This window comes from Mucilaginibacter sp., from assembly GCF_965200995.1.
Classification (GTDB): domain Bacteria; phylum Bacteroidota; class Bacteroidia; order Sphingobacteriales; family Sphingobacteriaceae; genus Mucilaginibacter.
The window spans coordinates 3,702,902-3,717,085 of the sequence record NZ_OZ241743.1 but is presented as its reverse complement, the minus strand read 5'-3'; the positions used below and the strand labels follow the sequence as shown (position 1 = coordinate 3,717,085).

General features: G+C 42.9%; 19 protein-coding genes. 8 read left to right on the top strand and 11 right to left on the bottom strand.

The window, feature by feature from the left end:
* Window position 1: 1 nt before the first annotated feature.
* The 8 genes from ACY652_RS17355 to ACY652_RS17320 all read right to left on the bottom strand — a co-directional run bounded on the left by ACY652_RS17355 (window position 2) and on the right by ACY652_RS17320 (window position 5,027).
* On the bottom strand, window positions 2-646 hold the full coding sequence (locus tag ACY652_RS17355; protein WP_462265649.1) for a metallophosphoesterase family protein: 645 nt from the start codon (window positions 644-646) through the stop codon (window positions 2-4).
* A 1-nt stretch (window position 647) separates the two neighbouring features.
* Entirely contained in the window at window positions 648-1,406 is a 759-nt protein-coding gene (locus tag ACY652_RS17350) for a metallophosphoesterase family protein (protein WP_462265648.1), read from the bottom strand.
* On the bottom strand, window positions 1,407-2,489 hold the full coding sequence (arsB, locus tag ACY652_RS17345; protein WP_462265647.1) for an ACR3 family arsenite efflux transporter: 1,083 nt from the start codon (window positions 2,487-2,489) through the stop codon (window positions 1,407-1,409).
* A gap of 371 nt (window positions 2,490-2,860) precedes the next feature.
* On the bottom strand, window positions 2,861-3,157 hold the full coding sequence (locus ACY652_RS17340) for a hypothetical protein (protein ID WP_462265646.1): 297 nt from the start codon (window positions 3,155-3,157) through the stop codon (window positions 2,861-2,863).
* Window positions 3,158-3,221: 64 nt separating this feature from the next.
* On the bottom strand, window positions 3,222-3,644 hold the full coding sequence (locus ACY652_RS17335; protein WP_462265645.1) for an arsenate reductase ArsC: 423 nt from the start codon (window positions 3,642-3,644) through the stop codon (window positions 3,222-3,224).
* The gene (arsN2, locus tag ACY652_RS17330; RefSeq protein ID WP_462265644.1) at window positions 3,641-4,066 is read right to left on the bottom strand and encodes an arsenic resistance N-acetyltransferase ArsN2; all 426 of its coding nucleotides are present in this window, start codon (window positions 4,064-4,066) and stop codon (window positions 3,641-3,643) included. The genes ACY652_RS17335 and arsN2 overlap by 4 nt, the downstream gene beginning before the upstream one ends.
* 9 nt (window positions 4,067-4,075) lie before the next feature.
* Entirely contained in the window at window positions 4,076-4,645 is a 570-nt protein-coding gene (locus tag ACY652_RS17325) for a DUF6428 family protein (protein WP_462265643.1), read from the bottom strand.
* 52 nt (window positions 4,646-4,697) lie between these two features.
* Window positions 4,698-5,027, bottom strand: a complete 330-nt coding sequence (locus ACY652_RS17320; RefSeq protein WP_134336577.1) for an ArsR/SmtB family transcription factor — start codon at window positions 5,025-5,027, stop codon at window positions 4,698-4,700.
* 131 nt (window positions 5,028-5,158) lie between these two features.
* On the opposite strand from ACY652_RS17320, the gene ACY652_RS17315 reads away from it, so the two are divergent.
* Genes ACY652_RS17315 through ACY652_RS17295 form a run of 5 tightly spaced genes read left to right on the top strand, consistent with a single transcriptional unit; the run spans window position 5,159 to window position 8,588 of the window.
* On the top strand, window positions 5,159-5,923 hold the full coding sequence (locus tag ACY652_RS17315; protein WP_462265642.1) for a DUF547 domain-containing protein: 765 nt from the start codon (window positions 5,159-5,161) through the stop codon (window positions 5,921-5,923).
* Entirely contained in the window at window positions 5,916-6,251 is a 336-nt protein-coding gene (locus tag ACY652_RS17310; RefSeq protein ID WP_117383553.1) for an arsenosugar biosynthesis-associated peroxidase-like protein, read from the top strand. The genes ACY652_RS17315 and ACY652_RS17310 overlap by 8 nt, the downstream gene beginning before the upstream one ends.
* Window positions 6,251-7,300 (top strand): arsenosugar biosynthesis radical SAM (seleno)protein ArsS, encoded by a 1,050-nt coding sequence (gene arsS / locus ACY652_RS17305; protein ID WP_462265641.1) that lies wholly within the window; start codon window positions 6,251-6,253, stop codon window positions 7,298-7,300. The genes ACY652_RS17310 and arsS overlap by 1 nt, the downstream gene beginning before the upstream one ends.
* 11 nt (window positions 7,301-7,311) lie before the next feature.
* Window positions 7,312-7,974, top strand: a complete 663-nt coding sequence (locus tag ACY652_RS17300) for an MIP/aquaporin family protein (RefSeq protein WP_462265640.1) — start codon at window positions 7,312-7,314, stop codon at window positions 7,972-7,974.
* Window positions 7,975-7,994: 20 nt separating this feature from the next.
* Window positions 7,995-8,588 carry a TIGR04282 family arsenosugar biosynthesis glycosyltransferase gene (locus ACY652_RS17295; protein WP_462265639.1) on the top strand — a complete coding sequence of 198 codons (594 nt, stop codon included), beginning with the start codon at window positions 7,995-7,997 and terminating at the stop codon, window positions 8,586-8,588.
* Here the strand turns inward: ACY652_RS17295 and ACY652_RS17290 are convergent.
* A complete protein-coding gene (locus ACY652_RS17290; RefSeq protein WP_462265638.1) occupies window positions 8,585-9,277 on the bottom strand; it encodes a TIGR04283 family arsenosugar biosynthesis glycosyltransferase in 693 nt (230 codons plus the stop codon). The genes ACY652_RS17295 and ACY652_RS17290 overlap by 4 nt on opposite strands.
* On the opposite strand from ACY652_RS17290, the gene ACY652_RS17285 reads away from it, so the two are divergent.
* Complete coding sequence (locus tag ACY652_RS17285; protein ID WP_462265637.1) at window positions 9,233-9,826, top strand: TlpA disulfide reductase family protein; 594 nt, start codon at window positions 9,233-9,235, stop codon at window positions 9,824-9,826. The genes ACY652_RS17290 and ACY652_RS17285 overlap by 45 nt on opposite strands.
* On the opposite strand, the gene ACY652_RS17280 is transcribed toward ACY652_RS17285, so the two are convergent.
* Window positions 9,810-10,799 carry an NAD-dependent epimerase/dehydratase family protein gene (locus tag ACY652_RS17280; protein WP_462265636.1) on the bottom strand — a complete coding sequence of 330 codons (990 nt, stop codon included), beginning with the start codon at window positions 10,797-10,799 and terminating at the stop codon, window positions 9,810-9,812. The genes ACY652_RS17285 and ACY652_RS17280 overlap by 17 nt on opposite strands.
* 12 nt (window positions 10,800-10,811) lie before the next feature.
* A complete protein-coding gene (gene arsM / locus ACY652_RS17275; RefSeq protein ID WP_462265635.1) occupies window positions 10,812-11,783 on the bottom strand; it encodes an arsenosugar biosynthesis arsenite methyltransferase ArsM in 972 nt (323 codons plus the stop codon).
* A gap of 171 nt (window positions 11,784-11,954) precedes the next feature.
* Between arsM and ACY652_RS17270 the strand changes: the two genes are divergently transcribed.
* Window positions 11,955-12,656, top strand: coding sequence for a sterol desaturase family protein (locus ACY652_RS17270; protein WP_462265634.1), 702 nt, complete (start codon window positions 11,955-11,957; stop codon window positions 12,654-12,656).
* A 1,049-nt stretch (window positions 12,657-13,705) separates the two neighbouring features.
* Window positions 13,706-14,122, top strand: a complete 417-nt coding sequence (locus ACY652_RS17265; RefSeq protein ID WP_462265633.1) for a winged helix-turn-helix transcriptional regulator — start codon at window positions 13,706-13,708, stop codon at window positions 14,120-14,122.
* The last annotated feature ends 62 nt before the right edge of the window (window positions 14,123-14,184 follow it).

Below are 14,184 nucleotides of genomic sequence, written 5' to 3'. Positions count from 1 at the left end.
TCTAATAAGCTTTTCTAAGCCTATCTGCCAGTTCATCCGGTAACGGACTTTGCAGTATGGCCGTTACTGCTTTTTCAATGTCGTAAGCGAAGCGGATAAACTCAACCTGAATGCTATCCTCAATCATAAGTAGTGCATAGCAGCCATTGGGATCACCGTCTTTCGGTTTACCCACCGAACCAATATTGATTATATGCTTATCGCTAATAATGCGGTGGTAAGGTAAATGAGAATGGCCCACACATAGCACATCAGCTTTCGCTTCAACCATCATGTCCACCACATAGCTTTTGTCCGTATCTTCTAAAACATATTCATTGATACTTCTGGTACTGCCATGCGCCAGTGCGATATTCAGGTTAGGATATTCCAGCTTGATATACGCCGGCAAGGTATTTAGATAACCCCGGTTTTCTGCCGATACCAGTTCGTAAGCATAGCCTTTTACTTTTTGGTCGTGGTTACCGGCCAGTGTGGCAATGCCGCGCCTGCGTATCTCGGCAATAACTTCGTTCGGCCAGATGTTATAACCGATCATATCGCCCAAACAATAGACAGCATCCACTTTACGGCTGTCCAAATCAGCCAGGAATGCCTCAAACGCCGGAAGGTTGGCGTGTATATCAGAAAAAAGTGCGATCCTCATCTTAGCCGTTCCTTAACATATCCGCGTACTCATTGGGCAGTGGACTATCCTCAACCGCTTTGGCTGCTTTTTCAATATCATAATCAAAGCGGATAAACTCCACCTTGATACTGTCTTTTTCTGTTTTAGAACTGCTTTCGTTGATATGCAATAGCACATAGCCGCCTCGTGGATCTTTATCCTTTGGTTTACCTACGGAGCCGATATTGACGGCGTGATAAAACTGGCCGTTATCCGCAAGTACACGGTGATAAGGCTGGTGGGTATGTCCGAAGCACATCACATCAGCATCAGCCGTTTCCATTATACGCAACATGCTTTTTTCGTCCCGGTCTTCAAACAAGTATTCGTTTACTTTACGCGGACTGCCATGCACAAACAGTACATTCAACTTGTCATTGTTCAACTGGAACTCTAAACGGATATGTGCCGGTAAGGTGCGCAAATAAGCCCGCTGTTCGTCTTTCACTACCTCATTGGTATAAGCAATGGATACTTTGCCCAAGGCCTTTTCTTCGTCAGTTTTATAGGCACAGCCGCAATCATCGCTGTGGCGACCGATGCCGAAGTCATAATTACCCGTAATACAAGGAATATTGCGTTTACGGATATCGTCGATAACTTCATTCGGCCAGATGTTATAACCTACCAGGTCGCCCAAGCAATAGATGGCATCAGGTTTTTGTGTTTCCACATTGGCAAAGAATGCTTCCAATGCAGGCAGATTGGCGTGTATATCAGAAAAAAGAGCAATTTTCATTTATAAAGCTGTTAGAGTTTTAGCGGTATAATATTTTTTGCGGAAGTAAAAGGCCAGGTTGACTAAAGCGATCAGGGCTGGCACTTCCACCAACGGGCCGATCACCCCGGCAAAGGCTTCACCGGAGTTGATGCCAAATACGCCGATAGCAACAGCTATCGCCAGTTCAAAGTTGTTACCCGTGGCAGTAAAAGCAATTGATGTCGATCTTGAATAATCCGCACCGAATGACTTACCGATAAAGAAGCTCAACACAAACATGATGGTAAAATAGATCACCAATGGGATAGCGATACGCAATACATCAAATGGTATCTGCACGATCAGTTTGCCTTTTAAGCTGAACATCACGACAATCGTAAACAGCAAAGCGATTAAGGTTATAGGCGATATGAATGGTACATATTTGGTTTGGAACCATTCTTCACCTTTCAATTTGATTAAAGCATAGCGGCTGATCACTCCGGCTGCAAACGGGACACCAAGATAGATGCCAACGCTTTTGGCTATTTCACCAATGGTAATGTTGACGGCTAAACCTTTCAACCCGAATAATGGCGGTAGTACGGTAATAAAGAGATAAGCATAAACGCTGTACAATAGTACCTGGAAGATACTGTTCAAAGCGATCAGACCTGCTGCGTATTCGCGGTTGCCTTCGGCCAGTTCATTCCAAACTACCACCATCGCGATACAACGGGCAAGCCCGATCAGTATCAATCCGACCATGTAAGCCGGATTGTCACGTAACAAAGTGATCGCCAAAACAAACATCAGTATCGGCCCGATGATCCAGTTCAGGATAAGCGAAGCGCTTAATACTTTTGTATCCTTGAATACCTCGCCCATGTTCTCATATTTCACTTTTGCCAGCGGCGGGTACATCATTAAGATCAGGCCGATAGCTAAAGGGATATTGGTTGTGCCACTCGAAAAGGAATTAATAAAACCGGATGAAGATGGGATAAAGTAACCTATACCTACACCAATGGCCATCGCCAGGAATATCCAAAGGGTTAAGTAGCTATCGAGGAAGCTTAGTTTTTTACGTTCGGCCACCGGGGCACAGTTGTTTGCTGACATAATTTATTGCGTATTTCGTGTTTTAATATGAATTGAGTATTAACTACTTCCAGTTTTCTTTGAATTTTGAAGCTGCGAATAACATTTCCGAGGTGATTAGTTTGGCTTGCGCCTCGTATTGCTCATCGGTTGCACCCATTGGTAAGCAGTGTATTTTAGTTTTACAGCGAATTTATCAGGACTGGTCAGTAATGATGCAGCGGTTTCCTGTACCAATACGTGGATCGCCTGCGGGTTTGAAGGCGATGTTTCCATCGTCACCGAGCCACCCTGGTCATTATATTTAGCTTCCTCGCCGCTGATCTTAAAGCCCAGTTTCGCTAATGCAGGTGCAACTTTAGCAGATGACGCTGCACCGACTACGAAGATCTTTATATCATTGATACCGAAAGATCTAATGATAATTTTAGTACCGCTTTGGCAATAGGTGCGCTAAAGCCATCGTTGCCTACAAATTCCACGATCACCGGCTGTTTCTTGCTTTTGGTAACAATGCCCAATTGCTGGATACCGTAAAGTACTTCCTGACGATCATCCGTAATAGCACTACTCTTTTTGATCTGTTTAAATGCTTGTGCCAGTTCAGGATAAATAGGGTCTGCCACAGGTACAAAAGCAGAACTTACTACCAGTAAGCCTGCTAAGAAAAGTAAGGATAAGTGTTTCATGATTTTTAGTTTTATGGTTTAATTGGTTTATTGCTATTTAGCGATTAATAGGTCTAAAAAAAAGTTAGTTAACGTGGTTGTTTACAAAATCAGCCGCATAGACTTTGATCATATCTCTAACCCGTCGAAATTCGTCCATGATTTCTTCAGGTGTACCGGTTGCTTTAGCTGGATCTGGAAAGTTCTCGTGGAAACGTTCGACCTTACCCGGAAAGAACGGGCAGGCTTCATTCGCGTTGTCGCAAACGGTGATCACCTGGTCAAATGGAATAGTGATGTATTCATCCACATAGTTAGAGGTGTGTTTGGAGATATCAATATGGTCTTCTGCCATGACCTGGATGGCTTTGGGATTAACGCCGTGCGTTTCTATCCCTGCGCTGTAAACGTTTGCTTTTTCTCCTGCATAGTAGCGTAGATAACCTTCGGCTAATTGGCTGCGGCAACTGTTACCGGTGCACAGCACTAATATATTTTTCTTGCTCATAATTCTTTTTTCATAACGACGGCTGATACCGGGCAAACATGGCTGAACTCAGATGATGCTTGAACTTCGGCGGGCACTTCCTCCCGCGTAATGTTTTTGTATTTCTTTCGCTCGAAATAGGCTGGCGCGGTTTCGGTTAATAGGTACAAAACTGAAAGTCCATTCTTTTTGCTCATGCTGTCCAGTCGTGCTAACAATCTTCCTGCAATCCCCGTTCCCCGATGGTCGGGATGCACGGCCAAAGAACGGAGCAACCCATAGTTGCCATAGACTTCCACACCGCCGACACCAACAACACATCCATCCTGAATGGCTACAATAAAGTTATCCAGTGTTTCCGGGAGATCGGCTACCGGCAGCTTTTCAGCCACCAGCAGCTCAATTATTTTATCCCTGTATGTTTGGGCCTGGTCGATTATCATATTTTAAATTTAACAGCAGCCACCACCGGGTGTGCAGCAAGCTTCCGCAGGTGCAGCCAGGTTCACTAATTGAACTTTAGGCTTTTCCGCAACGGCAGGTGTACAGCATTCTTCGCCTTTGTCATCCGTACCGCAACTGCCGCCACGGCTTATTGCTTTACATTGCACGGCATCAGGGCGCAGATCAACTGTTAAAGCATTGCCGTCCACGATCATTTCGTTAGGGAACATCTGGCGGGTATCAAATTCTGAATTACCAAATTCGATCTTTACCGTACCATTCGGATTAAGCGGCAACATTTTTTCTACAATATCAACGATAGACAAAGCTTTGCTAACTTTCATCGAGCGCTCTTGTTGCTCACCCTCTGGCACCCATAACTGCACGATTATTTCTGTCCAGGCGTTCATGACACCGCCGCAATCTACTGAGGTTATAGGAGCTTGTTTAATCTCAGTGATATGATAAGCTGCATCTACTAATTTGCCTTCCGCGTATTGAAATTGCAGGTCGAGATCAGGATGCTGTAATAGTGTATCTTTAAAGGTTTTCCAGTTGATCGATTCTACTTTATTCATGGCTTTCAATTTATTTATATTGTAATATTACGATGGATTAATTCAAATTTTTTTAACAGCAGGTCGCCTTCAAATCATAAGCCGCAAAGAAGCCGCCCATTTGTTCTTTTAGCTCGTTCCAAACCGGAGGATTAATGCAATAGCAAACACTAACGCCTTCAATGGTGCCCTGTATCAAACCGGCATTTTTCAGTTCTTTCAAATGCTGTGATATGGTCGGCTGAGCCAAACCCAATTCATCCACAAGGTCGCCGCAGATACAAGTATTCGATTTGATGATCTCCTGTAAGATAGCGATACGTGCAGGATGTGCGATTGCTTTCAGCATCACAGCTAACCTGTTCTGTTCGTCGGTGAATATCTCTGTTTTTGTTAAGCCCATACTTTATATTGCAATATTACGATTAATATTCGATATATCCAAATAATTCTTATTTCCATTTAATAAAGCCATAAGAAATTAAATTACGTAATTTATATATGCTTTTGAAACATTCGTTCAGATCTGCTCTGATGTTGCTTTTTATCCTTTTCGGGGTATCGGTCAATGCGCAAACCAAAAAGGTCAAAGCCACAGACTATATCAAGCTGTCACAAAATTTCCTGTATGCTGCCAAAACAGGAGATAGTACCGCAGCATTTATTGATACTTTAAAAAATTCAAATCCAAATATTTTAGCGGAGCAGTTGAATAATGATCATAAAAAACTGGCATTCTGGTTAAACCTGTATAACGGTTTTACACAAGTGATCTTGAAGAAAGATCCGGATCAGTATAAAACGCGCGGTTCCTTTTTTTCCAGTAAACAAATCTATATCGCCGGTCAGGAATTAAGTCTTGACCTGATCGAGCATGGGATATTACGCCATAGCAAGGTGAAATGGAGCGAGGGTTACCTGGGTAAACTTTTCCCTTCGGGGTTTGAAAAAAAGTTTCGGGTTGCAAAACTCGATTACCGCATTCATTTCGCTTTAAACTGCGGGGCTAAAAGCTGTCCGCCCATCGCTTTTTATGAGCCGGAACAAATCGACAAACAACTGAATGTTGCGGTTAAAACCTATTTAAAAGGCGAGGTAACTTATAGTAAAGCGGCTAATACCGTGGAGGTACCGGCATTGATGGGCTGGTTCCGTCATGATTTTGGCGGAAGAAAAGGTATGCTGGAAATCTTAATCAGTAATAAGATCATCCCGGAAGGAACTAAACCAACTATCCATTTTAAAAAGTACGACTGGAGTTTATATTTGAATAATTACAAATCTGAAAACAATGGCTGATCATTATTACAACGCTGAAGACCTCGGCAAATTTGGAAATATAGGGGATTATCAGAAAGAAATGGCCGACAAATTCTTTTCCTATTATGGGGAAGTATTTAAAGACGGCGCACTAACTGCTAAAGAAAAATCGTTGATCGCTTTGGCAGTAGCCCATGCCGTTCAATGTCCCTATTGTATTGATGCTTACAGCAGCGATGCCTATGAGAAGGGTTTTAGCGAAGCGCAAATGATGGAAGCGGTGCATGTAGCCTCGGCCATTAAAGGCGGCGCGGTACTGGTACACGGTGTACAGATGATGAACAAGGTGAAAGAAATTAGTATGTAATGATCAAATCCTTAAAAGTTCTGCAAAACCCTTTAGCTAACAGCTCCTATCAGCTGGATATTTTGGAACATAACCCCGCGCACAAACATGCTTCGTTCAAAGAGAAAGTTGCGGGAATTGGTATGTTCCCATTATTGGCCGGCGGTGTAGACATCTTCCAGGTGAACATGGGCAAGATGTGTAACCAGGTATGCAAGCATTGCCATGTGGATGCCGGGCCGGATCGCAAGGAGATCATGACGCGGGAAACGATGCAACTTTGTTTAAATGTGTTAGCCAACTCTCCAATTAAAATAGTTGACCTGACAGGCGGCGCACCCGAATTAAATCCTGATTTCAGGTGGTTTGTGGAGCAGATCAAAGCATTGGGGAAGCATATCATTGTCCGGTGTAACCTTACCATTATCTTAGCCAATAAGCGTTTCCATGATCTTCCGGAGTTCTTCAAGCTCCATCAGATAGAAGTGGTTTCTTCACTACCCAGCTTTACCCAGGACAGAACGGATAAACAACGTGGGGACGGTGTTTTTGAAGATTCTATTAAGGCGCTTCAAATGTTAAATGCAGTTGGCTATGGAATGCAAGATACCGGGCTAACGTTAAATTTGGTTTATAACCCGGCAGGTGCCTTTCTGCCGCCATCGCAGGATGCGCTTGAAAAAGAGTATAAGTTTGAACTGATGAAGAAATACAACATTAGTTTCAATAACCTTTTTGCCATAACCAATATGCCCATCAGCAGGTATCTGGATTACTTGTTGACGACCGGTAACTACGATAAATACATGGATAAGCTTATTGCTGCATTTAACCCCGCCGCAGTGGCCAATGTGATGTGCCGCAATACCATTTCGGTAGGCTGGGACGGCTTTTTATATGATTGTGATTTTAACCAGATGCTTGACTTGAAAGTTACTCCGGCAACCTCACAGCACTTGTCAGATTTTGATTTAGGTTTACTCAAAAATAGGGAGATCATTTTGAAACAACACTGCTACGGTTGTACGGCTGGGGCAGGTTCGAGTTGCGGCGGTGCAGTAGCTGAATAAATATTGGCAGAATGAAAAAATACCTTGCCGAGTTCATAGGTACCTATATTATGGTTTTTTGCGGCACAGGTGCGGTCGTTATTGATGAACAGGTACATACTGTCACCCATTTAGGAGTTGCAGTTACCTTCGGCCTGGTGGTGATGAGCATGATTTACGCATTAGGTAGCGTTTCGGGTGCGCATATGAACCCGGCGGTAAGCATTGCGTTTACGCTGGCCAAACGCTTTCCGGCTAAATGTCTTATTCCTTATATTATTAGTCAGTTTACGGGGGCAACATTTGCCAGTTTAACCTTAAAATTTCTTTTCCCACAAAATACAGATCTGGGCTGGACCGTGCCTTCCGGCTCAAATGCACAGTCCTTTATTTTGGAACTCATACTTACCTTTATTCTAATGCTTGTAATTATCAACGTAGCCACAGGAAGTAAAGAGCAGGGTATGTTTGCAGGACTTGCCATTGGCGGTGTGGTTTTATTCGAGGCGCTTTTTGCTGGCCCTATCTGTGGTGCCTCCATGAATCCTGCCCGGTCTTTTGGCCCTGCGCTAATCACTGGGAATTTAAGCACCTTATGGATTTACATATTAGCGCCCGTTTCAGGAGCCGCACTCGCCGTGCTATGCTGGAGCTATTTTTTTAAACAACCGCCCGAAATTAAAACGATAGCATGATGACTGATTTTAAAAACCTAATGAAGACAGCACTAATTGTATTTGTGCGGCACCCGGAATTAGGAAAGGTTAAAACCCGTTTGGCAAATGTGATCGGCGATGAACAGGCATTGGCAGTATATAATTTATTGTTAAGCCATACCCGGCAGATCACGATTCCGCTAAACTGCCGGAAATTTATCTATTACACCGACCAGGTGATTGAACACGACATTTGGACTTTCCCCGGCTATACGAAAAGGCAGCAGTTTGGAGCCGATTTAGGCGCACGGATGTCCAACGCTTTTAAAGAATTGTTTGACCAAGGTTTTAAACGGGTAATGATCATTGGCAGCGATTGCTACCAGTTACAGACACACGTATTGGAGCAAGCGATAGACGAGCTGAATGATAACGATGTAGTTGTTGGGCCTACTTTTGATGGCGGCTATTACCTGTTGGGTTGCAACCATTACATTCCTGAATTATTCACGGATAAGGAATGGAGTACGGATCAGGTCGCTACCCAGACGATTTCGACAATAAGCCAATTGAAACTAAACCATAGCTTACTTGAAAAATTGCATGATGTCGATGAAGCTGCCGATCTGGACTTAAACGGAATATCCCTTTAGCGGTAGTTTAGCATTTCTTTATATTTTGATACCATGCTTTCCTGGCTTGCTCCCTTCTGATACATTTTGACGATGGTGTAGTTAGCTTTTTGAACCGTAAGCCAGCCATTGGTATCATACTTTCGGGCGGAAATCAATACGGGCTTCTTGATAATTTTGTACTTACGCTGTTTGCGGGCGCGGGCGCAAAACTCAAACTCTTCCATAATTTTCATGGTGCCGTCAAAACCGCCAGTCTGTTTAAACAGATCTTTAGTGATAAACAAGGTTTGATCCCCACCCATACCGCCGAACGTATCCAGCCGGCTCAGCACAGCATTTAACTTAAGCAACCAGCTTTTGCTATCATAAGTAGAAAGATACCTACCCAGATCATATCCGGCTTTTACGGCGTTCGTAATATCTGTTATGTAAGTCTCTGGCGGTAGGGTATCTGCGTGAACGAAGTAAAGCAAGTCGCCCTTAGCAAGTGAAGCGCCAAAATTCATTTGTGCTGCACGGCCTTTTTGAGGGCTAATAACGCCCGTTGCGCCAGAGTTATTTGCCGCTAACAAGGTATGATCACTACTGCCGCCATCTACAACTATGATCTCTGCTAAACTACCTTTACCAAAACGGGTTAGGTAATCAACCAGTTTGCCGATATGTTCAGCTTCATTAAAAACAGGTATGATAATGCTTATCTTCATCGTTTAATTCACACATCTAATCGGTTAAAATGTACGTATATCAACCAGTGCCCGTTAAAGGTAATTAAAGTCATGACAAATAAAATTCTATATACGATTGCCTTTTGCTTGCTGTTATCAGTAAGTTTAAAAGCCCAACAGGTTAAACTCATTTCGGTTTCCCAATTAGAAAGCCGGATGAAACAGGGAAAAGACACGACATACGTAGTCAACTTTTGGGCAACATGGTGCAAACCATGCGTAAAAGAACTTCCCGAATTTGAAAAATTTAAGGCATCGGTAAAGGGCAAGCCTGTTAAAGTGATCCTAATCAGCACAGACTTGAAATCTAAACTGGGAAGCGGCGTGCAACCCTTTGTTAAAACGCATCAATTATCCGGCGAAATTTACCTGCTGAACGAAGCACCAAATTCATATAATGAAAAAATAAGCCCTGACTGGTCCGGCGCATTACCGGGAACCCTAATTGTAAAGAACGGAAAAAAAAGGTTTCACGAAGCGGCTTATACTTATGATGAACTGGCTATGGCTGTTAAACAGGTTGATTAAGCCAGTCGAGCGTTTTGCTTACACCTTCGCGTAAAGGCATTATTGTATAGCCTATTTCCTGTTCTGCTTTTTGAGAGCTGACGATCCAGTGTTTGTTGTATTTGCGTACAAACTGGGGTGTGATCATCGGTTGTTTTCCAAACAATTGAGCCATCATTACCTGTACACGAGACAGGAACAGCATCACCGGCAATGGAACATTGTACATTTTCCTTTTTACCCCGGTTAACTCATCTACCAAGTTGAAAAAGTCATTGTAGGTGGCATTAACGCCACCCAATAAATAACGCTCACCGGGCTTTGCTTTTTCCATCGCGGCTATCAGCCCGTTTATCGTATCATCTATGTAAACGTAATTGCCAATGCTTTTGCCGTTGCAGGGTTTGATCTTCCATTGTCCGTTAATATACATTTTCATCAAACGGGTAAAGCCGTTACTCTCGGTTAATATCCCTGGGCCATAAACCCGGCTGGGGTTAACAATGATGCCACGGATATCTTTAGGAATATAGCTTTTCAAAAGCTTTTCGGCTTCCACCTTGCTTTGCTCATACGAGGTTTCCAGTTTTGGGTTGGCGTTCGTACCTTCACATACTGGTTTGCCATCTACAGAATCTCCTACAACTCCGGCAGTTGAGGTGAATAAAACGTCTTTAATGCCCGATGCCAGGCAAGCGTCCAAAACGTTTCGCAGCCCGCTCACATTAATCATGTGGAAGCTTTGCGGGTCTTTATGCCATACGGATGCCAACGCAGCGAGATGGTAAACCTGTTGGCAACCCTTCATGGCAGTTAACAGGGATGGCGGATTTAAAATATCACCCTCAAATAGCGTTATATTTGGGTGTTTCAACAACAACCTGCCTTTCTCCTTATCACGTACCAGGGCATGTATAGTGTGCCCGTCTGCAGCCAGCCGTAAAGCCAGTTTCTGTCCTATATAACCGGTAACACCTGTGATAAATATCTTCATTAGCAGTTTAAATTAGCAACAACCACCGCCGTCATAAAACCAGGTGGAGTTTGATATAAAAATGTCGTCACGATTCAACGCTGCCAGGTTACCCGCTGTTTTGTCGCACACCGCCAAAGGTTGATTAGGCATTAGAATATGTCCTTTTTCATCATCGAAATATTCTTTTTCGCCATAATAAATAGCGGCTTTGCCGGTGAACACACATGGGCCGTCAGCAGGCATAGGGTCTTTAATAGCGCAAACCTCTACGCTCTCAATGTAAAGTAACTCGTTAGTAGGGTACTGTCCAGGAGCCAAAATACGATACGGCCTTTTAGCCCTTATCTCAATCGTACCAAAGCCAATATCGGTGATGCTTTTAATATAATCACTTAATGATAAGGAGCCGGTCAGGCATAAGGCCCTTAACCTGTCATCGCTGCGTAACGCCTCGTTCATCGGCTGGTCGCAAACCGGATCAGACATCACCAAACGTCCGCCGGGCTTTAACACTCGGTATATTTCGGTTAAGGCTTGTTTCAAATCGTTTTCCTTAAAGATATTGAACAGGCAATTTTGCCCTGCCACATCTATCGAATTGTCTTCGACGGGCAACGAAAGTGCCGAACCTTTGCGGAGATCAATAAATTCTTTTTTAAACCACGGGTTCAAATGCTCAGCTTCAATCAGGTTGGCAGCGCAGCTTTGCAGCATTTCGTCCACAATATCCACCCCGATCACACCTTGCGCGTTTCTGTTAAAATAAGAAAATTGCAACAGTTCCATACCGCCTCCGACACCTACATACAGGATCTTTGGTTCGTTAGCCAGGTCATTAGCGCTCACTATAGAGCCGCAGCCATAATTCATTTCCTGCATGATCTGGGGTATTTTCAAGCCCGGAAAAGCATTTAAGGGCGTGGTCGTACAGCAAAGGCCAACATCGGGCTTTAACGCCGCATCGCGATATACATTTACAGTTTCTTCAAGATAGTTATCCATAGTTCTTTGGTTATAGAAAACATACGTTATTCGACGGTAGATAGCTTTTGAGCTTATCGAATAAAAACGTTTTTTGGTTATTAAAACCTAATATCAGAATTTCATCGTAATTTAATAGGAAAAGGAATTCTTGAAACAGAATTCTATCGACTTAACGGTAAGTTCCAAGCTATGAATAATGTATTACAGCCATTAGCAATAGGTCTGCTCTTTGTATTAACTTACATTGCGGAGCATATTTTTCCGGAACAAAAAGGAATTTTAAAGAAGAGGCATGATCTGATGAATATCGCCATTGGTATCATCAATCTAATATTTTCGTTTATTAGCGGCTACGGTTTGCAGAAGATTATGAATTACGCTGCGGGACAGCATTTAGGCCTGGTTCCTTTTTCAAAAATTCCTGCATTCCTATCAGTGCTTATTCAAATTCTCTTAATTGATTTTTTCGTTTATTGGTGGCATCGGATCAACCATAAAATACCAATGCTCTGGAAATTTCACAAATTTCATCATGAGGATGAAAGTATGAATTCTACAACGGCAGTCCGATTCCATACGATAGAATTATTTTTTTCCGTATTAGCAAAGGCGGTCTTTCTGGTGCTGATGGGCATTACAGTCACAGGATTGGTAGCTTATGGCATTTTGTTTTTCCCGGTTGTTTTGCTTGTTCATTCGAATATCTGTATCAACACTAAGTTGGATTATAAGCTAAGAAGATTGATTGTAAGCCCCCTAATGCACCGGATACATCATTCTAAAATAATCTCAGAAACCAATTCCAATTACGGTTCGATTTTTCCTTTTTGGGATCGTTTCTTTAAAAGCTATACCAAAGCGCCTTCGTCGGAAATCAAGTTTGGCTTATGAAATGTTGGGGTTTTTATTTTCGATATTGCGATCAATTTTCTCGTTAAAGTGAGCAAAATCGTATATTTGTATAGTCGTTAGGGCGTGTTACCTATGTAACTACCTTAAACAACGAGAACATAAGCAAATCATTGAAATACAGTGATTTAAGGAAATAGGTTCGAGCCCAGGTGGGCGCACACATTCAAACAGCCTTTTTCCTTTGGAAAAGAGGCTGTTTTTGTTTCAGGCAACTAATCAGAACATGATTACCTTTAATGGGTTGCGGATTAAGTGTTCGATAGGCCTTTTTTAAGTTAAGCGTACCGCACTTACAGCAGGCTAAGCTTGTTTATGCACCTTATAGGCAGCGCCAGCCAAAGGCAAAAGGCAGACATCAGACCAGCGCTATACCTGCCTGGTGCAATGCCGAAACAGGTCCAGCATTGGCCTGATTCCTGTTCTTTCGATAGGGGCGCTATGCTATCCTTTTTAGCTCAATAAAGAGTTAAAAAAGTGTAAAGGCAAAGTTTACACTTTTCAGAAAATATAATAATTAAGTTGTTCATAATCAAGGCTATACAAAAAAGCAGGGTTTACACTTTTTAGAGCTTATAGTTGTAAGATTTCATGCAACTTTAATGCCTCTGAACACCGGTGCGGCCCGCACGAATGAGAAAGTATTCAGCTATCGGTGCCATCTGTCCGGATTATATTTTAAGTTACAGATTTAAACTCAATGGCAAGAGCCGCGGGTTTTTCATGCTCCGTTACTTCGGGTGTAGCAAACACGATTTAATACTCCCAAAGCGAAGCCCATTGCGTATAATGGGTTACCGTCCTGCCGCAAGTTTAAGGGTTTCCCTGTTCCGCCCGGCAGTGGTTGTCTTTGCGCCTTTTCCTGCAATTAAATGGCTATAGCTAATCCTGTACCGCTATTACCGGCGGTTATTACGGCTGCTTTGTTGGTTAGTGTTTTATTTGCATTTTATTGTTCCGCAAAGTAACTATCAATAGTTTATATTTGTAACAATAGATGGCAGTTAGCAGTAACCCTTAAATATCCAGTGATGAAAAAAGAAGTATTCCAATACAGCAGTTGTCCTATGCACCGGTCAATGGCTATATTAGGTACAAAGTGGAAGCCTATTCTCATTTGGGCGCTGCGTGAAAGGAAGGCCCGTTTTGGGCAGATAGCGGCATCCGTAGGCCTTATTTCACGTAAAGTACTAACATCGACATTAAAGGAGCTGGAAGAAGATGGCGTGATCCTTCGCGAAGAGTTTAAGGAAATGCCCCCGCGCGTAGAATACAGCCTTACCGAAAAGGGACATGCACTCATTCCCATTATGTTGAAACTGGTAGAATGGGATACCATATATTTCGTTCAGGGAGAGGCGGAACCTGCTGCTGCTTTAGCCTGTTTACAAGATTATGAACCGAAAACAGGTGCTACTGGTATTGAAAAATTTACGGTAGCACATTGATCCGGAACGCCCTTTAAAGGTATTTAATTACGTTAACCTGGTTAAACCGGGCGTAAAAAGTT

Bases quoted from the DNA above. Each gene is read 5' to 3' on its own strand.
- ACY652_RS17355 (WP_462265649.1), bottom strand. From the start codon at position 646: ATGAGGATCGCACTTTTTTCTGATATACACGCCAACCTTCCGGCGTTT.
- ACY652_RS17350 (WP_462265648.1), bottom strand. From the start codon at position 1,406: ATGAAAATTGCTCTTTTTTCTGATATACACGCCAATCTGCCTGCATTG.
- arsB (WP_462265647.1), bottom strand. From the start codon at position 2,489: ATGTCAGCAAACAACTGTGCCCCGGTGGCCGAACGTAAAAAACTAAGC.
- ACY652_RS17340 (WP_462265646.1), bottom strand. From the start codon at position 3,157: ATGAAACACTTATCCTTACTTTTCTTAGCAGGCTTACTGGTAGTAAGT.
- ACY652_RS17335 (WP_462265645.1), bottom strand. From the start codon at position 3,644: ATGAGCAAGAAAAATATATTAGTGCTGTGCACCGGTAACAGTTGCCGC.
- arsN2 (WP_462265644.1), bottom strand. From the start codon at position 4,066: ATGATAATCGACCAGGCCCAAACATACAGGGATAAAATAATTGAGCTG.
- ACY652_RS17325 (WP_462265643.1), bottom strand. From the start codon at position 4,645: ATGAATAAAGTAGAATCGATCAACTGGAAAACCTTTAAAGATACACTA.
- ACY652_RS17320 (WP_134336577.1), bottom strand. From the start codon at position 5,027: ATGGGCTTAACAAAAACAGAGATATTCACCGACGAACAGAACAGGTTA.
- ACY652_RS17315 (WP_462265642.1), top strand. From the start codon at position 5,159: ATGTTGCTTTTTATCCTTTTCGGGGTATCGGTCAATGCGCAAACCAAA.
- ACY652_RS17310 (WP_117383553.1), top strand. From the start codon at position 5,916: ATGGCTGATCATTATTACAACGCTGAAGACCTCGGCAAATTTGGAAAT.
- arsS (WP_462265641.1), top strand. From the start codon at position 6,251: ATGATCAAATCCTTAAAAGTTCTGCAAAACCCTTTAGCTAACAGCTCC.
- ACY652_RS17300 (WP_462265640.1), top strand. From the start codon at position 7,312: ATGAAAAAATACCTTGCCGAGTTCATAGGTACCTATATTATGGTTTTT.
- ACY652_RS17295 (WP_462265639.1), top strand. From the start codon at position 7,995: ATGAAGACAGCACTAATTGTATTTGTGCGGCACCCGGAATTAGGAAAG.
- ACY652_RS17285 (WP_462265637.1), top strand. From the start codon at position 9,233: ATGTTCAGCTTCATTAAAAACAGGTATGATAATGCTTATCTTCATCGT.
- ACY652_RS17290 (WP_462265638.1), bottom strand. From the start codon at position 9,277: ATGAAGATAAGCATTATCATACCTGTTTTTAATGAAGCTGAACATATC.
- ACY652_RS17280 (WP_462265636.1), bottom strand. From the start codon at position 10,799: ATGAAGATATTTATCACAGGTGTTACCGGTTATATAGGACAGAAACTG.
- arsM (WP_462265635.1), bottom strand. From the start codon at position 11,783: ATGGATAACTATCTTGAAGAAACTGTAAATGTATATCGCGATGCGGCG.
- ACY652_RS17270 (WP_462265634.1), top strand. From the start codon at position 11,955: ATGAATAATGTATTACAGCCATTAGCAATAGGTCTGCTCTTTGTATTA.
- ACY652_RS17265 (WP_462265633.1), top strand. From the start codon at position 13,706: ATGAAAAAAGAAGTATTCCAATACAGCAGTTGTCCTATGCACCGGTCA.